Raw genomic sequence first — 19478 nt, forward strand, 5'->3', positions numbered from 1 at the left:
GATAATGACGGGAGAGGTTGAAACGATCAGCGCGCGTGGCCCGATGGATGTCCGTCGGGTCATGGCCGCGCTGCCGCATCGTTACCCGATGCTGCTGATCGACCGCGTGGTGTCGCTGGTGCCTAATCAGTCGATCCACGCGATCAAGGCGGTGTCGGTGAACGAACCCTTTTTTCAGGGCCATTTCCCGACCCGGCCGATCATGCCGGGCGTGCTGATCGTCGAAGCGATGGCGCAGGCGGCGGGCGTGCTGGCGGTGGAATCGATGAACCTGGCCGATTCGGGCAAGCTCGTCTATTTCATGAGCATCGACGGTGCGAAATTCCGGTCGCCGGTGGAGCCAGGCTGTCTGCTCGACCTGCATGTCGAAGTGACCCAGAATCGTGGCGCGATCTGCAAATTTGCGGGCAAGGCGATGCTGGGCGACAAGCTGGCCGCGGAAGCACAGTTCGTCGCGATGATCAGCGACCCGCCCAAGGATTGAACTATTCCTGTCACCCCAGCGAAAGCTGGGGTCTCGCTTCCTCTGTCGCATCCGAGGAAAAGTAAGATCCCAGCTTTCGCCGGGATGACGGACTATTGCCACAAGGCGTCAAACCCGCTAACGGCGCGCCTTCGCACTTTTCCCGCATCCACAGCCGGTCGGAACCGGCACATTACGGAGCACGACGCCATGAAGGCCGATATTCACCCCGACTACCACATGATCACCGTCCAGATGACCGACGGTACGACGTTCCAGACCCGTTCGACCTGGGGCAAGGAAGGCGACAAGATGGCGCTCGACATCGACCCCAAGTCGCATCCGGCATGGATCGGTGGCCAGCGTCAGCTGGATCAGGGCGGCCAGGTGGCGCGCTTCAACAAGCGCTTTGGCGGCCTGACGCTGAAGAAGTAATCGGCCTTACAAAGGCAGAAATGAAAAGGGCGCCCGCGAGGCGCCCTTTTTGTTGGTGGCGGTGATGGGTGGGAGTGGACTGGCGGCTTCGCTCGCAGTTTCAGGTGGAAGCAGCCTTACCGCTTTGCGCGAAACAGTTCTCTTTGCGCCTGATTGATAGAAAGCTCATCCCAATCAACCTCACGCATTGATGGCGGGAAGATTTCTCGCCGGTCATCATAGTCGTAGAATAGCGTTCCATGTATCCCCTGCGCTTCGCTCTTCAGAATGGGGCGATCCCACAGAGGCGAAATAACGCGGCCCGCTTCGGCGTCCCCAAGACGCGCAAACACGTCCTCAATGATTGCCATGTCACTATTCCCGACAAAAATCGCACCAAATTCATCGTCAGTGGCTTGAAACAGGCTGAAGGTCGCATTGAGCGCACCGTCAATGATCTGGATGTTTTTCATGAGCTTATTATGCGGAGGGCTGTGATGAACAGCAATGCTTTCGAGCGTCCGGTTTTGAGCCGAATTGCGAAGTTGCTTAGCGTCGGCAAATGGTCGTTCCCGATCATCCTCCCCTGTAAGGGGAGGGGGATGGCCGTAGGCCAGACGGAGGGGTATCAGCCTCTCGATAGGGCGACACCCCTCCACCACTTCGTGGTCCCCCTCCCTTGCAGGGGAGGAATGTGCGGGCGCTTCTGGTCGCTTCCCGTCCAACCGCTCTGCGCCCTCTAAGAGCGCGGCAGTCTTCAGGCTGATCGATCCGCGTCCAGAAACGCCGCCACGTCGTCCAGTACGACATCTTTTGACAGGAATGTCTGGCCGATGCCGCGGGCGAGGAGGAAGGGGAGGGTGCCGGCCGCCATTTTCTTGTCGTGGAGCATATGGCCGACCAGCGCCGTGCCGTTGGCGGTGACGTGGGCGGTGGCGAGATTGTGGGGCAGACCGACGGCTTTGAGATGCGCGGTGACGCGATCGGCATCGGATTGGGGGCAAAGGCCGAGATGCGCGGAATAGCGGAAGGCGAGCGCCATGCCGGCCGCGACGCCCTCACCATGCAGCAGCGTATCGCAAAAGCCGGTGTCGGCCTCCAGCGCGTGGCCGAATGTGTGGCCAAGGTTGAGCAGGGCGCGGCGGCCTGACGTTTCGCGCTCGTCATCGGCGACGATCGCCGCCTTGGCGCGGACGCTGCGTTTGATCGCGATGGTGCGGGCTTCGGGATCACCGGCCAGCAACGCCTGCGCATTGGCTTCGCACCAGCCGAAGAAATCGGGATCGTCGATCAGGCCATATTTGACGACTTCGGCATAGCCCGCGCGGGTTTCGCGTTGGGGCAGGCTGTCGAGCGTCGACGGGTCGATCAGGACAAGGGCGGGCTGGTAGAAGCTGCCGATCAGATTCTTGCCTGCCGCCGTGTTGATCGCGGTCTTGCCGCCGACTGACGAATCGACCTGGGCCAGCAGCGTGGTGGGCACCTGAATGAAGTGGCAGCCGCGCTTGAGGATGGAGGCGGCAAAGCCGACGAGATCGCCGATCACGCCGCCGCCAAGGGCCACGACATGATCGCCGCGCTCAATCTCCAGCGCCAGCAGCGCGTCGAGCAATTGTTCCAGATGCCGCCAGCTCTTCGTCTGTTCGCCCGGCGGCAGGATGATCGGTTCCAGCGTCACATTTGCGGCGCGCAGGCTGGCGTCGAGCCGGGGAAGCTGGGCGGCGGCGACATGGGCGTCAGTGACGATGACGATCCGGCCCTTGCGCGCATAAGGGGCCAGGATGGCGCCAGCGCGGTCGAGCGCGCCCTGTTCCACGATGATGTCATAGCTGCGCGCGCCGAGCGCGACCGGGACTATTGCCATGCCGTCAGATGCTCCATGATGCGGTCGACCGTGATGTCGTGGGGCGCCGCTATGCTTTTCACATGAATGGGGGCGAGCGCGTAAACCGGATTGCGCACTGCGGCCAGATCCGTCAGCACCGTGCGGGGATCGCGATCCTTGAGCAGGGGGCGGCCTTCGCGGCGCGACACGCGATCGACCAGCACGTCGATGTCGGCGTCCAGCCATATCGCGGTCGCCTGATCCAGGATCAGCGCGCGCGTGTCATCCTGCATGAAAGCGCCGCCGCCGGTCGCGATCACCTTGGGCGCGCCGTCCATCAGCCGGGCTATCACGCGGCGTTCGCCGTCGCGGAAATGGGGTTCGCCATAGCGGGCGAAAATCTCCGTAATGGAGAGCCCGGCGGCTTTTTCAATCTCTTCATCGGCATCGACGAAAGCGACGCCAAGCCGCGCGGCAAGCCGCCGTCCGACGGTGGATTTGCCCACGCCCATCATGCCTACCAGGACGATGGGACCGCGCTTGGCGTGAGTAGCGGGGAATTTGCTGTTTCGCTGCATGGCGACCGGGGCTATACAGCCAGCCGTCACAGAGGCAAATCGCATCTTTCCCTGTCGTTTCGCATGATGGCGGGACCAGCCGTAGCAAGGACTCATGAAGAACAACCGCAATTTGAGCAGTTTTGAGGGCGCTGGCCGCCGTCGTGGTACGCGCCTGCCGATCCTGCCCATCATCCTGGTGGTGCTGGTCGTCGCGCTGCTGGCCTTCCTGTGGTCGCGCGGTGGCGAGCAGCCGCAGCAGCGTGTCGAGAAAGTCATCCCCGCCGAGAAGCTGGGCCAGTAACGCCCATGCGCAGGTCCGGGGGTAAGGCGAAATGGGCTTTCGGCAGCTTTGCGCTGGCATTGGCGCTGCCCGTCGTGGCGCAGCAGGCGCCCGAATCGCTGTTGCCGCCCGGTTTTGGCGACGCGCCCGAAACACCAGCGCCAGCCCCCGCGCGCCCCGCGCCCGCGCCAACGCCCGGCGGCGTGCCAGCCCCCGCGCTCAATCCCGCGACCCCGCCCGACCTGGCGCTGCTGCCGGATGAGGCGGCCAATGCCGCCGAAGAGGAACTGACGCCGGAAGAACTGGCGGCGCAGAAGGCCAAATATGACTTGCCCGAAACGGCGCGCCGCTCGCTGGACCGCATCGGCCCGCTGACGCCCGCGACGCGCGGGATGGAGCCGAACGCCTTTGGCAACCAGTCGGGCAAATTCCTCGCCACGCTGATGCAGCAGACCCATGCGCCGATCATGTCGCGCTGGGCCGCGATCCTGCTGCGGCGGGCGCTGTTGTCGGCGGTGGATACGCCGCGCGATATTGACGGGGCGGACTGGGTGGCCGAGCGCGCCTGGCTGCTGCTGCGCATGGGGGAGGCGGACAGCGCCCGGCTGTTGGTGCAGAGCGTTGATCCCGACCGCTATTCCCCGCGCCTCTATGCTATCGCGATGCAGACCTATCTGGCCAGCGCGGACCCGGCCGGGCTATGCCCGCTGTCGGAAGGGGCGCTGCGTTTCAGCAAGGAGCCGGGCTGGGACATGACGCGGGCGATCTGCCCGGCCTTGTCGGGCGATCAGGGGTCAGCCAGCGGTGCGCTCAACCAGGCGCAGCGGCGCGGCGTGGTGCGCGGCGTCGACTATCGGCTAGCGGAAAAGCTGGTCGGCACCGGCTTCAATGCGCGCCGTTCGGTGAAGATAGAATGGGACGGGGTCGATCGGCTGACCGCCTGGCGCTTTGGTCTGGCGACTGCGCTGAATGTCGAGATTCCCGACGCGCTATATGGCACGGTCGGAACGCATGTGCGGGCGTGGGAAGCGCGTGCGCCCGCGCTGGCGCCGGTGCAGCGCCAGCCTGCGGTCGACATCGCGGCGCGGCTTGGCGTGTTTTCCAACGCGGCGCTGGTTGATTTCTACAGCCAGTTGGCGGCCGATGGCGATGCGCCGACGGAGATTGCCGACCGGATCGACGCGCTGCGCACCGCCTATACCGGTGCGACGGTGGGCGCGCGGATCGGCGCGATGCAGACATGGTGGCAGAATGGCGCACGGCCTGACTATGTCGGGCTGATCGCGACCGCGCGGGCAGCGGCGGCCCTGCCGGTCGCGCAGGCCGACGCGCGCGATGCCGCCAATCTGGTCGCGGCGATGATGACCGCCGGTTATGATCGCAATGCGGCGCGCTGGGCGCGGGCGCTGGGCCAGATCAATGGCGATGGCGCGGCGCAATTCTGGGGGCTGCTCGCCGTTGGTGCGCCAAGCCCGGTGGTCGACATCAACGAAGGCCGGATAACCAGCTATATTGGCGAAGCGGGGCCGCAGAAGGGCCGGATGCTGATCGCGGCGCTGGCGGGTCTGGCGCGGCTGTCGGCCAATGACATGGCGAGCCTGGCGCGTGACAATGGCGTCAATCTGGCCGCCAACAGCCGCTGGGCGCGCGCGATTGGCGCGGCGGCCCAGCATGGTGAAAAGGGTACGGTCGCGCTGTTGGCGGCGGTGGGGATGCAGGGGAGCGACTGGAATCGCCTGCCGCCGGAGCATCTCTATCATATCGTCGCCGCGCTTCATCGCGTCGGGCTGGACCCTGAAGCGCGAATGATCGCGGCGGAGGCGATCACGCGGCTTTGATGGGTGACGATGATGCCCTGATCGACCGTTTTCTGGAAATGATGGCGGCGGAGCGGGGCGCGTCGCGCAACACTTTGCTGGCCTATCGCGCCGACCTGAACGGCGCGGGTGCGCTGATTGGCGGCCTGGCCGGGGCCAGCAAGGAGGCGCTGGGCAGGCTGGCGGGCGAATGGGCGACGCTGGCGGCATCGTCCGTGGCGCGCAAGGCATCGGCGCTGCGGGCCTTTTACGGGTTCCTGGAAGAAGAAGGGCTGCGCGCGGATAATCCCGCCAGCGCGCTGCCGCGCCCGGTGATGCGGCGGCCATTGCCCAAGATTTTGTCGAGCGCGGAAGTCGATATGCTGTTCGCGCTGATCGCCGAGCGGCTGGCGGTGGCGCATCCGGCGCCCGGCGATCTGCGGCTGTCGGCATTGATCGAGCTGCTGTACGGGTCCGGCCTGCGCGCGACCGAGCTCGTCTCCCTGCCGCGCCGGGCGCTGGCGGCAGACCGGCCCTTCCTGATTTTGAAGGGGAAGGGCGCGCGCGAGCGGCTGGTGCCGATTTCCGACCGGGCGCGGGCCGCGGTTGCAAGCTGGCTGACACATGTGCCGTCCGAAAGCGCCTGGCTGTTTCCGTCGGGGAAAAGCTATTTGAGCCGTATCCGGCTGTACCAGATCGTCAAGGCGCTGGCGGCGGCGGCGGGGATAGCGCCCGAACGGGTCATCCCCCATGTGCTGCGCCACGCTTTCGCCACCCATTTGCTGGAGGGCGGCGCGGATTTGCGCGCGCTCCAGTCGATGCTGGGCCATGCCGACATCGGCACCACGCAAATCTATACCCATGTGGACAGCCGCCGCCTCGTCGAACTGGTCAACAGCCGCCACCCATTGGGGCAGATGGTGCCGAAAATGCCGCAGCCGCGCGTTGACGACGACGCTTCATCGCCCTAACGCCATGCGCCATGGTCAGCTTTCTGGAATTTGAAAAGCCCGTTGCCGAACTGGAAGCGCGCATTGTCGAACTGCGCGCCACTGCCAGCGTCGGCGACATCAATATCGACGGCGAGATCGCGACGCTGGAACAGCGCGCGGCGAAAATGCTGGCCGATACCTATGCCAAATTGACGCCCTGGCAAAAGACGCAGGTGGCGCGTCATCCCGAACGTCCGCATTTCAAGGATTATGTCGCGGGCATGTTCGACAATTTCCTGCCGCTGGCGGGCGACCGCGCCTTTGCCGACGATCAGGCGATACTGGGCGGCTTTGCCACGCTGGGCGAACGGCGGGTGATGGTGATCGGCCATGAGAAGGGCGACGATACCGCCAGCCGGGTGCGGCACAATTTCGGCATGGCCAAGCCCGAAGGCTATCGCAAGGCGATCCGCCTGATGGAACTGGCGGACCGGTTCGGCCTGCCGGTGGTGACGCTGGTGGATACGTCGGGCGCTTTCCCCGGCGTGCAGGCCGAAGAGCGCGGGCAGGCCGAAGCGATTGCGCGGTCGACCGAGGCGTGCCTGAAGCTGGGGGTGCCGATGGTGTCGGCCGTGGTGGGCGAAGGCGGTTCTGGCGGCGCGATCGCGCTGGCTGCTGCCAATCGCGTGCTGATGTTCGAACATGCCGTCTATTCCGTGATTTCGCCCGAAGGTTGCGCGTCGATCCTGTGGCGCACCGCCGACAAGGCGAGCGATGCGGCCACGGCGATGCAGGTGACGGCGCAGCATCTGAAAAATCTGGGCGTGATCGACACGATCGTGCCCGAACCAGTGGGCGGGGCGCATCGCGATCCGGTCGAGGCGATTGCCAGCCTGGGCGCGGCGATCGAGGCGGAACTGGCGGCGCTCGACGGGATGGATGCGTCGGCGCTGCGCACCGACAGGGCGGACAAATTTCTCGCCATCGGCGCTTGAACGACGCTTGACGGGGAACGCTCCGGCCTTTCTTCTCGTTACGATGCGGTAATCGAGGAGGAATTCAGGGGATGAACTGGAAGTTGTCTCTGGCATGCGCCGGAGTGGGCATGGCCGCGCTGGCGGCTGCGCCTGCCGTTGTGGGCCAGCAGCGTGCCATACGCACCACGTCGTCGATCAGCGCGCAGGACAAGGCGAGCGGGGCCAAGCAGCATCCCGAACTGCTCAAGGAATTTGGCGGCGCCTATGCAGGGCCGCAGGCGCGCTATGTCGAGACCGTGGGACGTCGCATCGCGGTGCAATCCGGCCTGTCCAACGCGCAGAGCGATTTTACCGTCACGCTGCTCAATTCGCCGGTCAACAACGCCTTCGCGATTCCCGGCGGCTATGTCTATGTCACGCGCCAGTTGATGGCGCTGATGAATGATGAGGCGGAACTGGCCGGGGTGCTGGGGCATGAAGTCGGCCATGTCGCGGCCCGCCATGGCCAGCGGCGGCAACAGGCGGCGCAGCGCAATGCGATCGGCGGCGCCTTGCTGGGCGTTCTGACTGGTGCGTTGCTGGGCGATTCGGGCTTTGCCGGGCTGATTCAGAAAGGGATCGGCACGGGCAGCCAGTTGCTGACGCTGCGATTTTCACGCGCGCAGGAATATGAGGCCGACGATCTGGGCATTCGTTACCTGGCGTCGGGCGGCTACGATCCGCGCGCTTTATCGGGGATGCTGGCGTCACTGGCGGCGCAGAGCAATCTGGATGCGCGGGTTACGGGCAGTGCGCGGACCATGCCGGAATGGGCCAGCACCCATCCTGACCCTGCATCGCGCGTCGCGCGCGCGTCCAAAGGCGCCGCGAATAGCGGATCGAAGAGCGTGGTGCGCAACCGGGACGCCTTCCTCGATGCGCTTGACGGCCTGCTCTATGGCGATGATCCCCGGCAGGGCGTGATAGAGGGTAACCGCTTTCGTCATCCCGACCTTCGCCTGAGCTTCACCGCGCCGACCGGCTTCGGTATGGAAAATAGCGCGGACGCGGTTTCGGTGACGGGATCGGGCGGGCAGGCGCAATTTGGCGCGGCGCCCTATACCGGCAACCTGGCGGCCTATATCGACAATGTCTTTGCGAAACTGGGCGGCGCCAATGGCAGCGTGCCGGAAGGTGAGGCGCGCCGCACGACGATCAACGGTCTGCCCGCCGCGTGGCGCACCGTGCGCGCCAACAGCCAGTCGGGTGCAGTGGATGCGACTGTTTTCGCTTATGATTTTGGCGATGGGAAGGCCTACCACTTTCTGTTGCTGACAGCAGCGGGACAGGGCATCGGCCCGTTCAACACCATGGTCCAGTCGGTCCAGCGCCTGTCACCGCAGGAAGCTGCTGCCATCAAGCCCCGCCGGGTCGATGTCTTGACGGTCAAGGCGGGCGATACTGTCCAGTCGCTCAGCCGGCGCATGGCCTATAGCGATTATCAGTTGGAACGGTTTCTGACGATCAACGCGCTGGCGGCGAACGCATCGCTGCGCCCGGGGCAGCGCGTGAAGATCGTCACCTGGTAAAGCCGAACGAAAAGGGGCGGCGAAGTTGCCTTCGCCGCCCCCTGTTTCGACAATGTGTCGGGCTTAATTGAGGTTGCCCGAAACGTTGTTGAAGGTATTGCCAAGCTTCGAACCCAGGCTGGTCATCGCGCCAATGGCGGCGACAGCGATCAGTGCCGCGATCAGACCATATTCAATGGCGGTCGCGCCCTTTTCGTTCTTCAGCATCTTACGGATGAACTGCATGTGATGTCTCCTTGTCTTGAAACTGCGTTTAACTACCCGGCCGCCCCGCTCAAATTGATGTGGTCAGCAAGGAACGAATTAGAGAAGGTCAGTTGAAAAACGGTTAATGGGGATCAAACGGCTGTCAGATATTGATGGTTAACGGGACGTTACTTCATGGGCCACGTTGTTCCACATGCCTGTCGTCTTGTTTGCGACGTTCGTCAGGGCAGTGATCATGGCGAGCACGACCATGGCGATGATCAGGCCATATTCGACCGCGGTCGCCCCACGTTCGCACCGTATGAGCCCCAGGCGGGCGATAATTTCGATGAACCCGCGCATATGGCTTCCAGTTCGCTACAGACAGTCCCGCATAGACCTGTAAAAGACGCACGGTTAACAAAGCCCTTTCATCGGACCTTTATGGACAGTTTTTCGCCCTTATGGGTGGTCGCCGCCGCCCTGATCGACGCGGATGGCCGCGTTCTTGTGCAGCAAAGACCGCCTGGTCGGGCGATGGCAGGGCTATGGGAGTTTCCCGGCGGCAAGCTGGAACCCGGTGAAACGCCCGAAGCGGCGCTGATACGCGAGTTGGAGGAGGAGCTGGGTATCCGCACCCATGCCAGTTGCCTGGCGCCCGCAACCTTTGCGAGCGAGCCGCTGGGCGACAGGCATTTGCTGCTGCTGCTCTATGTCTGCCGGAAATGGGAAGGGGTGGCGCAGGCGCGCCATGCAACCGCGCTGCAATGGGTGCGCCCTGCGCAGATGTACGGGCTGGACATGCCGCCCGCCGACCTGCCGCTGATCGGGATATTGGAGGCTTTGCTCTAAGGGGGAGGGGACGGCGCCCCCTCCCCGACGGCATGGGTCAGCCTTCGGCTGGCTTGCTCTGTAGCTGGACATAATTCTGGATGCCCATCCGCTCGATCATTTCGAACTGGGTTTCCAGCGTGTCGATATGCTCTTCCTCGCTTTCGAGGATATATTGGAACAGGTCGCGGGTCACATAGTCGCGAATCGATTCGCAATAGGCGATCCCATCCTTGAGCGGGGGCAGCGCTTCATATTCCAGCGCCAGGTCGGCCTTCAATATTTCCTCGACCGTTTCGCCGATCTTGAGGCGGCCAAGCAGCTGAAAATTGGGCAGGCCGTCGAGGAAGAGGATGCGCTCCGCCAACTTGTCGGCGTGCTTCATCTCGTCGATTGATTCCTCATATTCAAACTTGGCGAGCTTTTCGACGCCCCAGTGATTGAGGATGCGATAGTGGAGGAAATATTGATTGATCGCGGTCAGCTCATTTTTGAGGACCTCGTTCAGATAGTCGATGACCTTCGGGTCGCCTTTCATGGCGGATACTCCGGCTTGGGGGGATTACCGCCGGACTATAGGCGTCGGGTTCGTTGCTGTTAAGCCAAAAAACCTTGATATTCCGCCATTTTATCGTCCGCTATTGCGCCGGCTTCGCGATCGGCAAGTGCGGATGATTTGCAATGCTATCAGGCCGAGGCGCGTTCCGCGGCGATGATCGTGCGGGCGAAGGGAACGCACTGGCCGCATTTGGGGCGACGGCCAAAGCGGGCATAGGCGCTGCACGGCGTGTCGGCGCCATCGCGCACGGCTTCCTTCAAGTCCTTTTCACGAATGGCATTGCAAACACAGACGACCATCGAGACACTCTCCTGATAGTGAGAGAGATAGCGCAGATGATAATAGGTCGCAATAGTAATCAGCTGCTCTTGCGAATCTTTTGCGGTTGGCCGCGGATCAGGCTGCGCCAGAGCCATTCCGCCGGGCCAACGGCGAATCGCGACAGCCAAAGCGGCGACCAGAGCAGCATCAACGCCCAGGCGCCCAGCACGAAGGGCAGGAGCAGGGCGGGGCGGACATGGCCGAACAGGCCCAGCCCCCAGCCATAGAAGAGCGAGGTCATGAGCAGGGTGGACCCCAGATAATTGCTGAGCGTCATTCGCCCGGTGGCAGCCAGGCGGGCGACCAGCGGGTGATCGCGATGACGGGCAAGCAGCCACAGGATGAGCGCGGCCCAGCCCACGGCAAGCGGTATGCGGAAGGGGAAGGACCAGAGCAGGACGGTGCCGAAAGCATGTAACGGGGCAAAGCCACTGGCGATGATCCAGATGGCAAGGCCGATCATCGGCGGCAGGCCGATGAGGAAGCAATGGCGCGCGGTGCGCCAATATTGATCAGCAGGCCAGCGGCCCGTGAGAAAGCCGCCCTTGAGCATCGCCATGCCCAGCAGCATGAAGCCCAGCACGTCCAGGGCGGTGAACATGAAACCCCAGAGCCATTCGCCGGGGAAAGAAGCGAGCTTGTGCGACAGGATCGTACCGAAGCCGCTGCGATAGGTGGCGATGTCCGCGCGGACGCCGGGACTGGCCGGGTCCGCCAGCGATGCCATGAAGGTCGCAAAGCCGTTGCGCGTGGCCGTTCCCGCGTCGGGCAAGGCGGCGGCATGGCCCCAGGCATAGAGAGTGGCGAGGAAGGCGGCGCAGATCAGGAAGTGAAAAAGGAAGATCAGGAAAGCGCTTTTGACGAGCGCCATGGGTTCCTGTCGCACGAAGCCGAGCGCCACCAGACTGACGACCGCATAGATCGCCAATATGTCCCCCCACCAGAGCAGCAGATAATGGACCATGCCTATGACGAACAGCCAGCCTGCGCGGATCATCTGGCTGCGGCGGCCGTCACGCCCGGCCATTTCCTCCCGGTCGATCAGCAGCAGCATCGACGCGCCGAACAGCATGGCGAACAGCGCGCGCATCTTGCCGTCGAACAGAATCAGGCTGCTCATCCAGAAAGCGATGTCGCCAATGCCGAGCGGCCCCGATGCCGCCGGGTTGAAATAGGCAGATTGGGGCTGGGCGAAGGCCGTGATGTTCATCCACAGGATGCCCATCACCGCGCAACCGCGCAGCACGTCCATGGCGGGGATACGGGGGGATGTCATGACGCTTCCTTGAAGGGGACTGGTCAGCGGCGCAAGCCTCTGCCAAGGCGCGTAGCCATGATTGATGGCTCCAGGCAATGGCGCAAGCAACGGATCAGCGACGCCTTCGGCGCGGCGGCGGCGCATTATGATGACCATGCCGGGCCGCAGCGGCTGGCGGCGGCGCTGGTGGCGGACATTGCCCAGCGGCAAAAGCCAGATGGGGTCACGCGGATATTGGAGATTGGTTGCGGCACCGGGTTCCTGACGCGCGACATTCAGGCGCGCTGGCCGGGCACAGAGATGGTCGTGACCGACCTGTCGCCAGGGATGCTGGAACAGGCCGCGTCCGCAGGCCATGTCGCGGGGCGGTTCCTGACGATGGACGGGGAAGCGCCGATCTTCGACGGGCCATGGTTCGACCTGATCATGTCCAGCCTGGCGTTCCAATGGTTCGATGATCTGGCGAGCGGCATTGCGCGGCTGGCGGAGCTGTTGCGGCCGGGCGGCAGCCTGATTTTCTCGACCATGGGGCAGGGCAGCTTTGCCCGCTGGCGGGCCGCGCACGCGCGCTGCGGGCTGGTGGCTGGCGTGCCGGATTATCCGACGCTGGACGATTTGCGCGCGATGCTGGCGCGCTTTGGCGACGCCTTCGCCTTTGACGAGGAGTATGCGCTGGATTGCGGCGGCGCGCGGGGGCTGATCGCCCATTTGCGCGGGATTGGCGCGGTGGTGCCGGGCGAAGGACGCGCGCCGCTATCGCCGGGCGATTTGCGGCGGGTGATGGCCGCATTCGAGGCTGAAGGCGGCAATGATAGCTATCAGATTCTGTTTGGACGGGTGACGCGATAGCCCACAGTCAGGGTGTATGATCCCGAACTTGGGCGCTGATCGCGTCGATATTCCTGCCTGTCATTAAAGTTCGCTGTCCATCAGCTTGGGGAAGAAGCCTTCATGGGCGGCGCGCAGGTCGGTGAGGGGGACGCCGGCGACGGTCGATCCGCCGGTGGTGCCGATGCGGATTGCGCCCGGAATGTCGATGCCTGGCGATGCGGTGACGACATAGCGGCCCTGATCCTCGCCAAAGGCGGCGGCGGTGGAGAGCGTGTCGTCGAGCTGCGCGCCGATTTTGCCCGCCAGCGCCATTTCGGCGATCGTGACGATCAGGCCGCCATCGGCAATATCATGAACGGCATTGACCGAGCCCGATGCGACCAGGGTACGGATCATGTCGGCATTGGCGCGCTCGGCAGCCAGATCGACCTTGGGTGCTTCACCCGCTTCACGACCGGCGATTTCGCGCAGCCAGATCGACTGGCCCAGATGCGTGCCCAAAGCGCCTTCTGGCCCCCCGATCAGCCAGATGGCGTCGCCTTCATTCTTGAACGCGACCGTCGCCATCACATCGACATCCGCCAGCAAGCCGATCCCACCAATTGCGGGCGTAGGCAGAATCGCGCTGCCGCCGCCGGTCGCCTTGCTTTCGTTATAAAGGGACACGTTGCCGCTTACGATCGGGAAGTCCAATGCGCGGCAGGCGTCGCCCATCCCGTCGAGGCAGCCGGTCAGCTGCGCCATGATTTCGGGGCGCTGGGGGTTGGCGAAGTTGAGGCAGTTGGTCACGGCCAGCGGCTTTGCGCCGACCGCGCTCAGGTTGCGATAGCATTCGGCGATCGCCTGCTTGCCGCCTTCATAGGGGTCTGCATAGCAATAGCGCGGGGTGCAATCGGTGCTGATCGCAATGCCCTTGCTGGAGCCGTGGACGCGAACGACGGCCGCATCGCCGCCGGGGCGCTGGACGGTGTCCGCACCGACCATATGGTCATATTGTTCCCAGATCCAGCGGCGGCTGGCGATGTCGGGGCTGCCCATCAGCGTGATGAGGTCCGCGCCGATGTCGGTGGATTCGGGGATGTCGCCGAGCGGCTGGACGCCCGACCAGGCCTTATAGTCGTCCACCGGCATGGAAGGGCGGTCATAGAGCGGGGCGTCGTCCGCCAGCGGAGCCAGCGGAATGTCGCACACGGTTTCGCCATGATGGACCAGGACCATGCGGCCCGTGTCGGTGACTTCGCCGATGACCGCGAAATCCAGTTCCCATTTGTGGAAAATGGCTTCGGCAAAGGCTTCGCGGCCCGGCTTCAAGACCATCAACATGCGCTCCTGGCTTTCGGAGAGCATCATTTCATAGGCAGTCATGCCGGTTTCGCGCTGCGGCACGGCATCCATGTTGAGGAGCAGGCCGACGCCGCCCTTCGACGCCATTTCGACGCTGGAGGAGGTGAGGCCCGCCGCGCCCATATCCTGAATAGCGACGATCGCGTCGGACGCCATCAGTTCAAGGCAGGCTTCGATCAGCAGCTTTTCGGTGAAGGGATCGCCGACCTGCACGGTCGGGCGCTTGGCATCGGCATCGTCGCCGAAATCGGCGCTGGCCATGGTCGCGCCATGGATGCCGTCGCGGCCGGTCTTGGAGCCGACATAGACGATGGAGTTGCCCACGCCGGATGCTGCCGAATAGAAAATCTTGTCGGTGTCCGCGATGCCCACGGTCATGGCGTTGACCAGGATATTGCCGTCATAGGCCGGGTGGAAATTGACTTCGCCGCCCACGGTGGGCACGCCGACGCAATTGCCATAGCCGCCAATGCCGCGCACGACGCCGCTGATCAGGTGGCGCATCTTGGGATGATCGGGCCGACCGAAGCGCAGCGCGTTCATATTGGCGACCGGGCGCGCGCCCATGGTGAACACGTCGCGCAAAATGCCGCCGACCCCGGTCGCTGCACCCTGATAGGGTTCGATATAGCTGGGGTGGTTGTGGCTCTCCATCTTGAAGATCGCCGCCTGACCATCGCCAATATCGACCACGCCTGCATTCTCGCCGGGGCCGCAAATGACCTGCGGGCCAGTGGTTGGCAGCTTCATCAGGTGGATCTTGGAGCTTTTATAGCTGCAATGTTCCGACCACATGACCGAGAATATGCCCAGTTCCGTGAGGTTCGGTTCGCGGCCGATCGCTTTCAGAACGCGGTCATATTCTTCCGGGCTGAGGCCATGTTCGGCGACGATTTCCGGGGTGATGTGGGGAGCGGTGCTGGACATGTGCGCGCCTTTAGCGGGGCCAAGCGGGATTCACAATGGTAGGGGTGTCGGATGCTGTCGATAGCGTCGAACCCCCTCTTCCAACTTCGCCCACCCAGCGGGAAGAAGATGTGTGGGACAAGAAAAAGGCCGGACCTTTGGGGAAAGGTCCGGCCCGGGAATGAGGAAGCTGCGTGCGTCTTAGACGTGGCAGGCCTGTGCGCCTTTGCCGGGCACGGTGATGGTGACTTCGTCGCCCGCGCCGCTGACTTCAAAGCCTTCGGCCGTGAAGGGCTTGCCGACTTCTTCCGCCTTCAGCGTGGTGGCGGGGCCGCCCTTTTCAGTGCGCAGCTGGGCCGTCTTGTCGTCGCTCATATAGTCGACGAAGATCAGGCTGTTGTCCTTGCACCGGAACTGCTTGTTGGCCTTGACCGACGGGGGCAGCTCGACAGGCGCGGCGTTGGCCAGTTCGGCAGCCATCGGATCGGCAGGGCCGCCAACGACTTCAGGTTCGTCATTCTTGTTGCAGGCGCTCAGCAGAGTGAGCGAGGCAACGGCGATCAGGGGAATGTAAAATTTCATAGCGGTCCTTCTATGTGCACCTGCAACAACCTGCGTCAACGCAAAACTGCGCTTAATCCCCCATCGCTATCATATGACGTCATGACGACACGATGACAGTCATGAAAGCGGGCACGAAAGCCGGTGTGATGGCTTGACCGGGGCGGCAGTGGCGGTCAATGCAGGGACATGGCAGACGATAGCAGCACGGCCCCTTCCAATTCGGCCCTTGATCCGGCCAATCTTTCTTTCGAGGATGCGCTGCGCGCGCTCGAAACGATCGTGCGGCGGCTCGAAAGCGGCGACGTGCCGCTCGACGAGTCGATCTCGCTCTATGCGCAGGGCGAGGAATTGCGCAAACGCTGTACGGAGCGGCTGGCGTCGGCGGAGGCGCGGATCGCCAAGCTGACGACAGATGCTAGTGGTGCCGTGACCGGCGCGCAGCCGTTCGGCGCGGAATGAGCGGCATGTTCGGGGGAGAGACGGCCTCCGCCGGGGCATTGGTCAAGGCGCGCGCGGCAGAAGTCGCGGCCGCGATCGACCGGGCGTTCGACCATCTGCTGGGCGTGCCGGACGATCCACGGGCGCGACTGTATGAGGCGATGCGCCATGCCGCGATCGGCGGCGGCAAAAGGTTGCGGCCATTGCTGGTGCAGGCGACCAGCGACCTGTTCCATCTGTCGCGCGAATCGGCGCTGCGGGTCGGCCTGGCGATCGAGTGCATCCATGTCTATTCGCTGGTGCATGACGATCTGCCCGCGATGGACAATGACGACATGCGCCGGGGCAAGGCGACCGTCCACAAGGCGTTTGACGAGGCGACGGCCATATTGGCCGGCGATTGCCTGCACGATCTGGCGTTCCAGATCTTGTCCGACGAGGAAACCCATCCCGACCCGTTCGTGCGGATAGAATTGGTGCGCGCGCTGGCGCTGGCCAGCGGTCCTGCTGGCATGGCGGGCGGGCAGATGATGGACCTGGAGGCGGAACATGCCCGGTTCGACCTGGCCACCGTCACCCGGCTGCAAAACCTAAAGACCGGGGCGCTGATCGCCTTTTGCGTCGATGCCGCCGCGATCATGGCCCGCATCCCGGTCGATGCGCGCACCGGCTTGCATGGCTATGCGCGCGACATCGGGCTGGCGTTCCAGATTGCCGACGATCTGCTGGATGTAGAGGGCGACGCGACGCTGGCGGGCAAGGCGCTGGGCAAGGATGCGGCGGCGGGCAAGGAAACCTTCGTGTCGCTCCTGGGCGTCGATCGGGCGCGGGCGCAGGCGCACATGCTGGTCGATCAGGCCAAGGCGCATCTGCATGGCTATGGCGCGGAAGCCGACCTGCTGCGCGCCATAGCCGACTATATCGTGGAAAGGGATCGCTAAACGGCATGAGCAAGCAGCGCATAGGTGTCTATCCCGGCACGTTCGACCCGATTACATTGGGGCATATGGACATCATCCGGCGCGGCGCGAAGCTGGTCGACCGGCTGGTGATCGGGGTGACGACCAACATCAGCAAGTCGCCCATGTTCAGCGATGAGGAACGGCTGGAGATGGTCCGGCGCGAATGCGCGGCGATCGACGCCGACATTGTGGTCGTCGGCTTCAACTCGCTGCTGATGGACTTTGCCGAATCGCAGGGCGCGAGCGTCATCATTCGCGGGCTGCGCGCGGTCGCCGACTTTGAATATGAATATCAAATGGCGGGGATGAACCAGCAGATCAACGCCCGCGTCGAAACGGTATTCCTGATGGCGGACGTGTGCCTGCAACCGATCGCGTCGCGACTGGTCAAGGAAATCGCGCTCTATGGCGGGCCGATCCATAAATTTGTGGGGCCGGTGGTGCGCGACGAAGTCGTGGCGCGGGTAGAAAAACTGGGGCGCAAGGGCAGCGTATAAGCTCGCTCAGCCTGCGTTCAGTTGCCAATCGCGATCAGCGCGCTATCAGGACGGCCAAGATATTGAGGAAAGTAAGTCCCATGCGTTTCACCTGCGCGCTCAAGACCGTGGCGATCGGCATCGCCCTCACTGCGTCCGGCATGGCCTATGCCCAGGGCGGCGGTAGCAAGGGCGATGAAATGAAGAAGGCGGAGGCTGCGGCGCGGGCGGCGGAGAATGCCAAGTCGCTGGGCGGCGACCTGACCCCCAAGCTGCCGCCTGCGGTGGTGCCGGCCGATCCGCAGAATATCTGGGATCTGGACCTGTCGAGCGGCGGGCGGGTGCGTATCCAGCTGCGCCCCGACATCGCGCCCAACCATGTCGAGCGGATCAAGGAACTGACCCGGCAGGGTTTCTACAATGGCCTGAAATTCCATCGCGTCATTCCCGGCTTCATGGCGCAGGGCGGCGACCCCAAGGGCGATGGCACGGGCGGTTCGACGTTGCCGGACCTGAAGGCCGAGTTCAACCCGATGCCCCATTTGCGCGGTACCGTGTCGATGGCCCGCGCCCAGAGCGAGGATAGCGCCAACAGCCAGTTCTTCATCGTGCTGTTGCCCAGGATGCAGCTCGACAAGAAATATACGGTGTTCGGCCGGGTGATCGAGGGCATGAATTATGTCGATGCGATTGCGCAGGGCGAACCGCCCGCCAACCCGACCGTGATCCTGCAAGCATCGATCGAGAGCGACGGCAAGCCGCCGGTGACCGCGCCCGTCGCCCCGGTTGCGCCGTCGATTATTGGCGCGCCGCCAGCGGTCAAGTAAGTCACCTATTTCCGTTCGCTTCGAGCGAAGTCGAGAAGCGGCTGGCGCAGCGCGAGCGTGTCTCGACTTCGCTCGACACGAACGGTGGTTGGTTCAGTCAAACGAAACATCCCGTACCATGCGCGTAGACCTTTTCGATTTCGACCTGCCGCCGGAGAATATTGCGCTGCGGCCTGCGTCGCCGCGCGATAGTGCGCGCTTGCTGCTGGTGCCGGGCCAGGGCGACTTTGCTGACCTGAGCGTGCGTGACCTGCCCTCGCTGTTGCGGGCGGGCGATGTGCTGGTGTTCAACGACACGCGCGTCATTCCTGCCCAGCTGGAGGGGATGCGCGGCAATGCGCGGATCGGGGCGACGCTGCACAAAAGGCTGGGGCTGCGCCAGTGGCAGGCCTTTTTGCGCAATGCCAAGCGGGTGCGTGACGGTGACCGGATCGATTTCGGCGCGGGGGTCACGGCCATTGCCGGGCCGCGCGACGATGATGGCGGGGTGACGCTGAGCTTCGAGGGCGAGGAGCCGGTGGAGATATTGCTGGAGCGGGCGGGGCGGATGCCATTGCCGCCCTATATTGCCAGCAAGCGCCCGACCGACGAGCGCGATCGGGCCGATTACCAGACGATGTTCGCGCGGGAGGATGGTGCGGTGGCAGCGCCCACGGCTGCGCTGCATTTTACCCCGGAATTGATGGCGGCGCTGGCGGAGCGCGGCATCGCGACCGAGACGCTGACGCTGCATGTGGGCGCGGGGACATTCCTGCCGGTCAAGGCGGACGATACCGACGATCATCGGATGCACGCCGAATGGGGCCGGATCGAGGCGGCAACGGCGGAGCGGCTGAATGCTGCGCGGGCAGCGGGCGGGCGGCTGATTGCCGTTGGCACCACCAGCCTGCGCCTGCTGGAAAGCGCGGCGGGCGAGGATGGCATCATCCGTGCCTTTGCCGACGAAACCCGGATTTTCATCACGCCGGGCTATCGGTTCCGGGCGGTCGACGGGTTGATGACCAATTTCCATTTGCCCAAATCAACCCTGTTCATGCTGGTCAGCGCGCTGATGGGGACGGAGCGGATGCGGGCGGCTTATGCCCATGCGATCGGGGCGGGCTATCGTTTCTACAGCTATGGCGATTCGTCGCTGCTGCTGCCGTGACGCCGGGATGATC

General features: G+C 64.0%; 24 protein-coding genes. 14 read left to right on the top strand and 10 right to left on the bottom strand.

The window, feature by feature from the left end:
* The first annotated feature begins 4 nt into the window (after positions 1 to 4).
* Together fabZ and rpmE are read left to right on the top strand one after the other, a co-directional pair.
* On the top strand, positions 5 to 484 hold the full coding sequence (fabZ, locus tag FE851_RS03265; RefSeq protein WP_130752492.1) for a 3-hydroxyacyl-ACP dehydratase FabZ: 480 nt from the start codon (positions 5 to 7) through the stop codon (positions 482 to 484).
* Between the two features lie 189 nt (positions 485 to 673).
* Complete coding sequence (rpmE, locus tag FE851_RS03270; protein WP_006954711.1) at positions 674 to 898, top strand: 50S ribosomal protein L31; 225 nt, start codon at positions 674 to 676, stop codon at positions 896 to 898.
* Between the two features lie 116 nt (positions 899 to 1014).
* Here the strand turns inward: rpmE and FE851_RS03275 are convergent, their stop codons facing one another.
* The 3 genes from FE851_RS03275 to FE851_RS03285 all read right to left on the bottom strand — a co-directional run bounded on the left by FE851_RS03275 (position 1015) and on the right by FE851_RS03285 (position 3280).
* Positions 1015 to 1350: a hypothetical protein gene (locus FE851_RS03275; RefSeq protein ID WP_107124111.1), complete on the bottom strand. Its 336-nt coding sequence runs from the start codon at positions 1348 to 1350 to the stop codon at positions 1015 to 1017.
* A 284-nt stretch (positions 1351 to 1634) separates the two neighbouring features.
* On the bottom strand, positions 1635 to 2741 hold the full coding sequence (gene aroB / locus FE851_RS03280) for a 3-dehydroquinate synthase (RefSeq protein ID WP_145199783.1): 1107 nt from the start codon (positions 2739 to 2741) through the stop codon (positions 1635 to 1637).
* Entirely contained in the window at positions 2732 to 3280 is a 549-nt protein-coding gene (locus FE851_RS03285) for a shikimate kinase (protein ID WP_017182805.1), read from the bottom strand. Before FE851_RS03285 ends, aroB begins: the two co-directional genes overlap by 10 nt.
* 94 nt (positions 3281 to 3374) lie before the next feature.
* On the opposite strand from FE851_RS03285, the gene FE851_RS03290 reads away from it, so the two are divergent.
* From FE851_RS03290 to FE851_RS03310, 5 genes are all read left to right on the top strand, one after another.
* On the top strand, positions 3375 to 3563 hold the full coding sequence (locus FE851_RS03290) for a hypothetical protein (RefSeq protein ID WP_017182806.1): 189 nt from the start codon (positions 3375 to 3377) through the stop codon (positions 3561 to 3563).
* Positions 3564 to 3568: 5 nt separating this feature from the next.
* Positions 3569 to 5380 carry a hypothetical protein gene (locus FE851_RS03295; RefSeq protein ID WP_145199786.1) on the top strand — a complete coding sequence of 604 codons (1812 nt, stop codon included), beginning with the start codon at positions 3569 to 3571 and terminating at the stop codon, positions 5378 to 5380.
* On the top strand, positions 5380 to 6309 hold the full coding sequence (locus FE851_RS03300; RefSeq protein WP_145199789.1) for a tyrosine-type recombinase/integrase: 930 nt from the start codon (positions 5380 to 5382) through the stop codon (positions 6307 to 6309). Before FE851_RS03295 ends, FE851_RS03300 begins: the two co-directional genes overlap by 1 nt.
* Before the next feature lie 11 nt (positions 6310 to 6320).
* Positions 6321 to 7265 (top strand): acetyl-CoA carboxylase carboxyltransferase subunit alpha, encoded by a 945-nt coding sequence (locus tag FE851_RS03305; RefSeq protein WP_145199792.1) that lies wholly within the window; start codon positions 6321 to 6323, stop codon positions 7263 to 7265.
* 71 nt (positions 7266 to 7336) lie between these two features.
* Positions 7337 to 8815 (top strand): M48 family metalloprotease, encoded by a 1479-nt coding sequence (locus FE851_RS03310; RefSeq protein WP_261370839.1) that lies wholly within the window; start codon positions 7337 to 7339, stop codon positions 8813 to 8815.
* 63 nt (positions 8816 to 8878) lie between these two features.
* Here FE851_RS03310 and FE851_RS03315 read toward each other — a convergent pair whose 3' ends face one another.
* Both FE851_RS03315 and FE851_RS03320 read right to left on the bottom strand, forming a co-directional pair.
* Positions 8879 to 9040 (bottom strand): Flp family type IVb pilin, encoded by a 162-nt coding sequence (locus tag FE851_RS03315; RefSeq protein WP_145199794.1) that lies wholly within the window; start codon positions 9038 to 9040, stop codon positions 8879 to 8881.
* A gap of 138 nt (positions 9041 to 9178) precedes the next feature.
* Positions 9179 to 9364 (bottom strand): Flp family type IVb pilin, encoded by a 186-nt coding sequence (locus tag FE851_RS03320; RefSeq protein WP_017182812.1) that lies wholly within the window; start codon positions 9362 to 9364, stop codon positions 9179 to 9181.
* Between the two features lie 81 nt (positions 9365 to 9445).
* Between FE851_RS03320 and FE851_RS03325 the strand changes: the two genes are divergently transcribed.
* The gene (locus FE851_RS03325; protein WP_017182813.1) at positions 9446 to 9853 is read left to right on the top strand and encodes a (deoxy)nucleoside triphosphate pyrophosphohydrolase; all 408 of its coding nucleotides are present in this window, start codon (positions 9446 to 9448) and stop codon (positions 9851 to 9853) included.
* 37 nt (positions 9854 to 9890) lie between these two features.
* Here the strand turns inward: FE851_RS03325 and bfr are convergent, their stop codons facing one another.
* The 3 genes from bfr to FE851_RS03340 form a co-directional block, all read right to left on the bottom strand.
* Positions 9891 to 10370, bottom strand: a complete 480-nt coding sequence (bfr, locus tag FE851_RS03330) for a bacterioferritin (protein WP_017182814.1) — start codon at positions 10368 to 10370, stop codon at positions 9891 to 9893.
* 149 nt (positions 10371 to 10519) lie between these two features.
* Positions 10520 to 10690, bottom strand: coding sequence for a bacterioferritin-associated ferredoxin (locus FE851_RS03335; RefSeq protein ID WP_017182815.1), 171 nt, complete (start codon positions 10688 to 10690; stop codon positions 10520 to 10522).
* A gap of 59 nt (positions 10691 to 10749) precedes the next feature.
* Positions 10750 to 11988: a DUF418 domain-containing protein gene (locus FE851_RS03340; protein WP_261370840.1), complete on the bottom strand. Its 1239-nt coding sequence runs from the start codon at positions 11986 to 11988 to the stop codon at positions 10750 to 10752.
* A gap of 57 nt (positions 11989 to 12045) precedes the next feature.
* Here FE851_RS03340 and FE851_RS03345 point away from each other — a divergent pair, with 57 nt between their 5' ends.
* Positions 12046 to 12819, top strand: coding sequence for a methyltransferase domain-containing protein (locus FE851_RS03345; RefSeq protein ID WP_145199797.1), 774 nt, complete (start codon positions 12046 to 12048; stop codon positions 12817 to 12819).
* Between the two features lie 63 nt (positions 12820 to 12882).
* On the opposite strand, the gene purL is transcribed toward FE851_RS03345, so the two are convergent.
* Positions 12883 to 15072, bottom strand: coding sequence for a phosphoribosylformylglycinamidine synthase subunit PurL (gene purL / locus FE851_RS03350; RefSeq protein ID WP_017182819.1), 2190 nt, complete (start codon positions 15070 to 15072; stop codon positions 12883 to 12885).
* Between the two features lie 180 nt (positions 15073 to 15252).
* Positions 15253 to 15633 carry a hypothetical protein gene (locus FE851_RS03355; protein ID WP_017184150.1) on the bottom strand — a complete coding sequence of 127 codons (381 nt, stop codon included), beginning with the start codon at positions 15631 to 15633 and terminating at the stop codon, positions 15253 to 15255.
* 168 nt (positions 15634 to 15801) lie between these two features.
* On the opposite strand from FE851_RS03355, the gene FE851_RS03360 reads away from it, so the two are divergent.
* From FE851_RS03360 to queA, 5 genes are all read left to right on the top strand, one after another.
* Complete coding sequence (locus FE851_RS03360) at positions 15802 to 16074, top strand: exodeoxyribonuclease VII small subunit (protein ID WP_019051707.1); 273 nt, start codon at positions 15802 to 15804, stop codon at positions 16072 to 16074.
* A 5-nt stretch (positions 16075 to 16079) separates the two neighbouring features.
* On the top strand, positions 16080 to 16994 hold the full coding sequence (locus tag FE851_RS03365) for a polyprenyl synthetase family protein (protein ID WP_409994472.1): 915 nt from the start codon (positions 16080 to 16082) through the stop codon (positions 16992 to 16994).
* A 5-nt stretch (positions 16995 to 16999) separates the two neighbouring features.
* Positions 17000 to 17512: a pantetheine-phosphate adenylyltransferase gene (gene coaD / locus FE851_RS03370; protein WP_017184153.1), complete on the top strand. Its 513-nt coding sequence runs from the start codon at positions 17000 to 17002 to the stop codon at positions 17510 to 17512.
* Between the two features lie 80 nt (positions 17513 to 17592).
* On the top strand, positions 17593 to 18318 hold the full coding sequence (locus FE851_RS03375; RefSeq protein ID WP_145199803.1) for a peptidylprolyl isomerase: 726 nt from the start codon (positions 17593 to 17595) through the stop codon (positions 18316 to 18318).
* Positions 18319 to 18436: 118 nt separating this feature from the next.
* Positions 18437 to 19465: a tRNA preQ1(34) S-adenosylmethionine ribosyltransferase-isomerase QueA gene (gene queA / locus FE851_RS03380; protein ID WP_145199806.1), complete on the top strand. Its 1029-nt coding sequence runs from the start codon at positions 18437 to 18439 to the stop codon at positions 19463 to 19465.
* Positions 19466 to 19478: the final 13 nt, after the last annotated feature.

The sequence above is a fragment of the Sphingobium sp. B2 genome (assembly GCF_007693735.1).
In the GTDB taxonomy this organism is placed as follows: domain Bacteria; phylum Pseudomonadota; class Alphaproteobacteria; order Sphingomonadales; family Sphingomonadaceae; genus Sphingobium; species Sphingobium xenophagum.

What these genes read in the sequence shown, in the direction of transcription:
- FE851_RS03305 (WP_145199792.1), top strand. Translation starts at nt 6,321, where the DNA reads ATGGTCAGCTTTCTGGAATTTGAAAAGCCCGTTGCCGAACTGGAAGCG.
- FE851_RS03375 (WP_145199803.1), top strand. Translation starts at nt 17,593, where the DNA reads ATGCGTTTCACCTGCGCGCTCAAGACCGTGGCGATCGGCATCGCCCTC.
- bfr (WP_017182814.1), bottom strand. Translation starts at nt 10,370, where the DNA reads ATGAAAGGCGACCCGAAGGTCATCGACTATCTGAACGAGGTCCTCAAA.
- FE851_RS03290 (WP_017182806.1), top strand. Translation starts at nt 3,375, where the DNA reads ATGAAGAACAACCGCAATTTGAGCAGTTTTGAGGGCGCTGGCCGCCGT.
- FE851_RS03295 (WP_145199786.1), top strand. Translation starts at nt 3,569, where the DNA reads ATGCGCAGGTCCGGGGGTAAGGCGAAATGGGCTTTCGGCAGCTTTGCG.
- FE851_RS03310 (WP_261370839.1), top strand. Translation starts at nt 7,337, where the DNA reads ATGAACTGGAAGTTGTCTCTGGCATGCGCCGGAGTGGGCATGGCCGCG.
- FE851_RS03320 (WP_017182812.1), bottom strand. Translation starts at nt 9,364, where the DNA reads ATGCGCGGGTTCATCGAAATTATCGCCCGCCTGGGGCTCATACGGTGC.
- FE851_RS03340 (WP_261370840.1), bottom strand. Translation starts at nt 11,988, where the DNA reads ATGACATCCCCCCGTATCCCCGCCATGGACGTGCTGCGCGGTTGCGCG.
- FE851_RS03335 (WP_017182815.1), bottom strand. Translation starts at nt 10,690, where the DNA reads ATGGTCGTCTGTGTTTGCAATGCCATTCGTGAAAAGGACTTGAAGGAA.
- FE851_RS03285 (WP_017182805.1), bottom strand. Translation starts at nt 3,280, where the DNA reads ATGCAGCGAAACAGCAAATTCCCCGCTACTCACGCCAAGCGCGGTCCC.
- rpmE (WP_006954711.1), top strand. Translation starts at nt 674, where the DNA reads ATGAAGGCCGATATTCACCCCGACTACCACATGATCACCGTCCAGATG.
- FE851_RS03315 (WP_145199794.1), bottom strand. Translation starts at nt 9,040, where the DNA reads ATGCAGTTCATCCGTAAGATGCTGAAGAACGAAAAGGGCGCGACCGCC.
- FE851_RS03355 (WP_017184150.1), bottom strand. Translation starts at nt 15,633, where the DNA reads ATGAAATTTTACATTCCCCTGATCGCCGTTGCCTCGCTCACTCTGCTG.
- FE851_RS03360 (WP_019051707.1), top strand. Translation starts at nt 15,802, where the DNA reads ATGGCAGACGATAGCAGCACGGCCCCTTCCAATTCGGCCCTTGATCCG.
- FE851_RS03275 (WP_107124111.1), bottom strand. Translation starts at nt 1,350, where the DNA reads ATGAAAAACATCCAGATCATTGACGGTGCGCTCAATGCGACCTTCAGC.
- coaD (WP_017184153.1), top strand. Translation starts at nt 17,000, where the DNA reads ATGAGCAAGCAGCGCATAGGTGTCTATCCCGGCACGTTCGACCCGATT.
- FE851_RS03345 (WP_145199797.1), top strand. Translation starts at nt 12,046, where the DNA reads ATGATTGATGGCTCCAGGCAATGGCGCAAGCAACGGATCAGCGACGCC.
- purL (WP_017182819.1), bottom strand. Translation starts at nt 15,072, where the DNA reads ATGTCCAGCACCGCTCCCCACATCACCCCGGAAATCGTCGCCGAACAT.
- FE851_RS03300 (WP_145199789.1), top strand. Translation starts at nt 5,380, where the DNA reads ATGGGTGACGATGATGCCCTGATCGACCGTTTTCTGGAAATGATGGCG.
- aroB (WP_145199783.1), bottom strand. Translation starts at nt 2,741, where the DNA reads ATGGCAATAGTCCCGGTCGCGCTCGGCGCGCGCAGCTATGACATCATC.
- fabZ (WP_130752492.1), top strand. Translation starts at nt 5, where the DNA reads ATGACGGGAGAGGTTGAAACGATCAGCGCGCGTGGCCCGATGGATGTC.
- FE851_RS03325 (WP_017182813.1), top strand. Translation starts at nt 9,446, where the DNA reads ATGGACAGTTTTTCGCCCTTATGGGTGGTCGCCGCCGCCCTGATCGAC.
- FE851_RS03365 (WP_409994472.1), top strand. Translation starts at nt 16,080, where the DNA reads ATGTTCGGGGGAGAGACGGCCTCCGCCGGGGCATTGGTCAAGGCGCGC.
- queA (WP_145199806.1), top strand. Translation starts at nt 18,437, where the DNA reads ATGCGCGTAGACCTTTTCGATTTCGACCTGCCGCCGGAGAATATTGCG.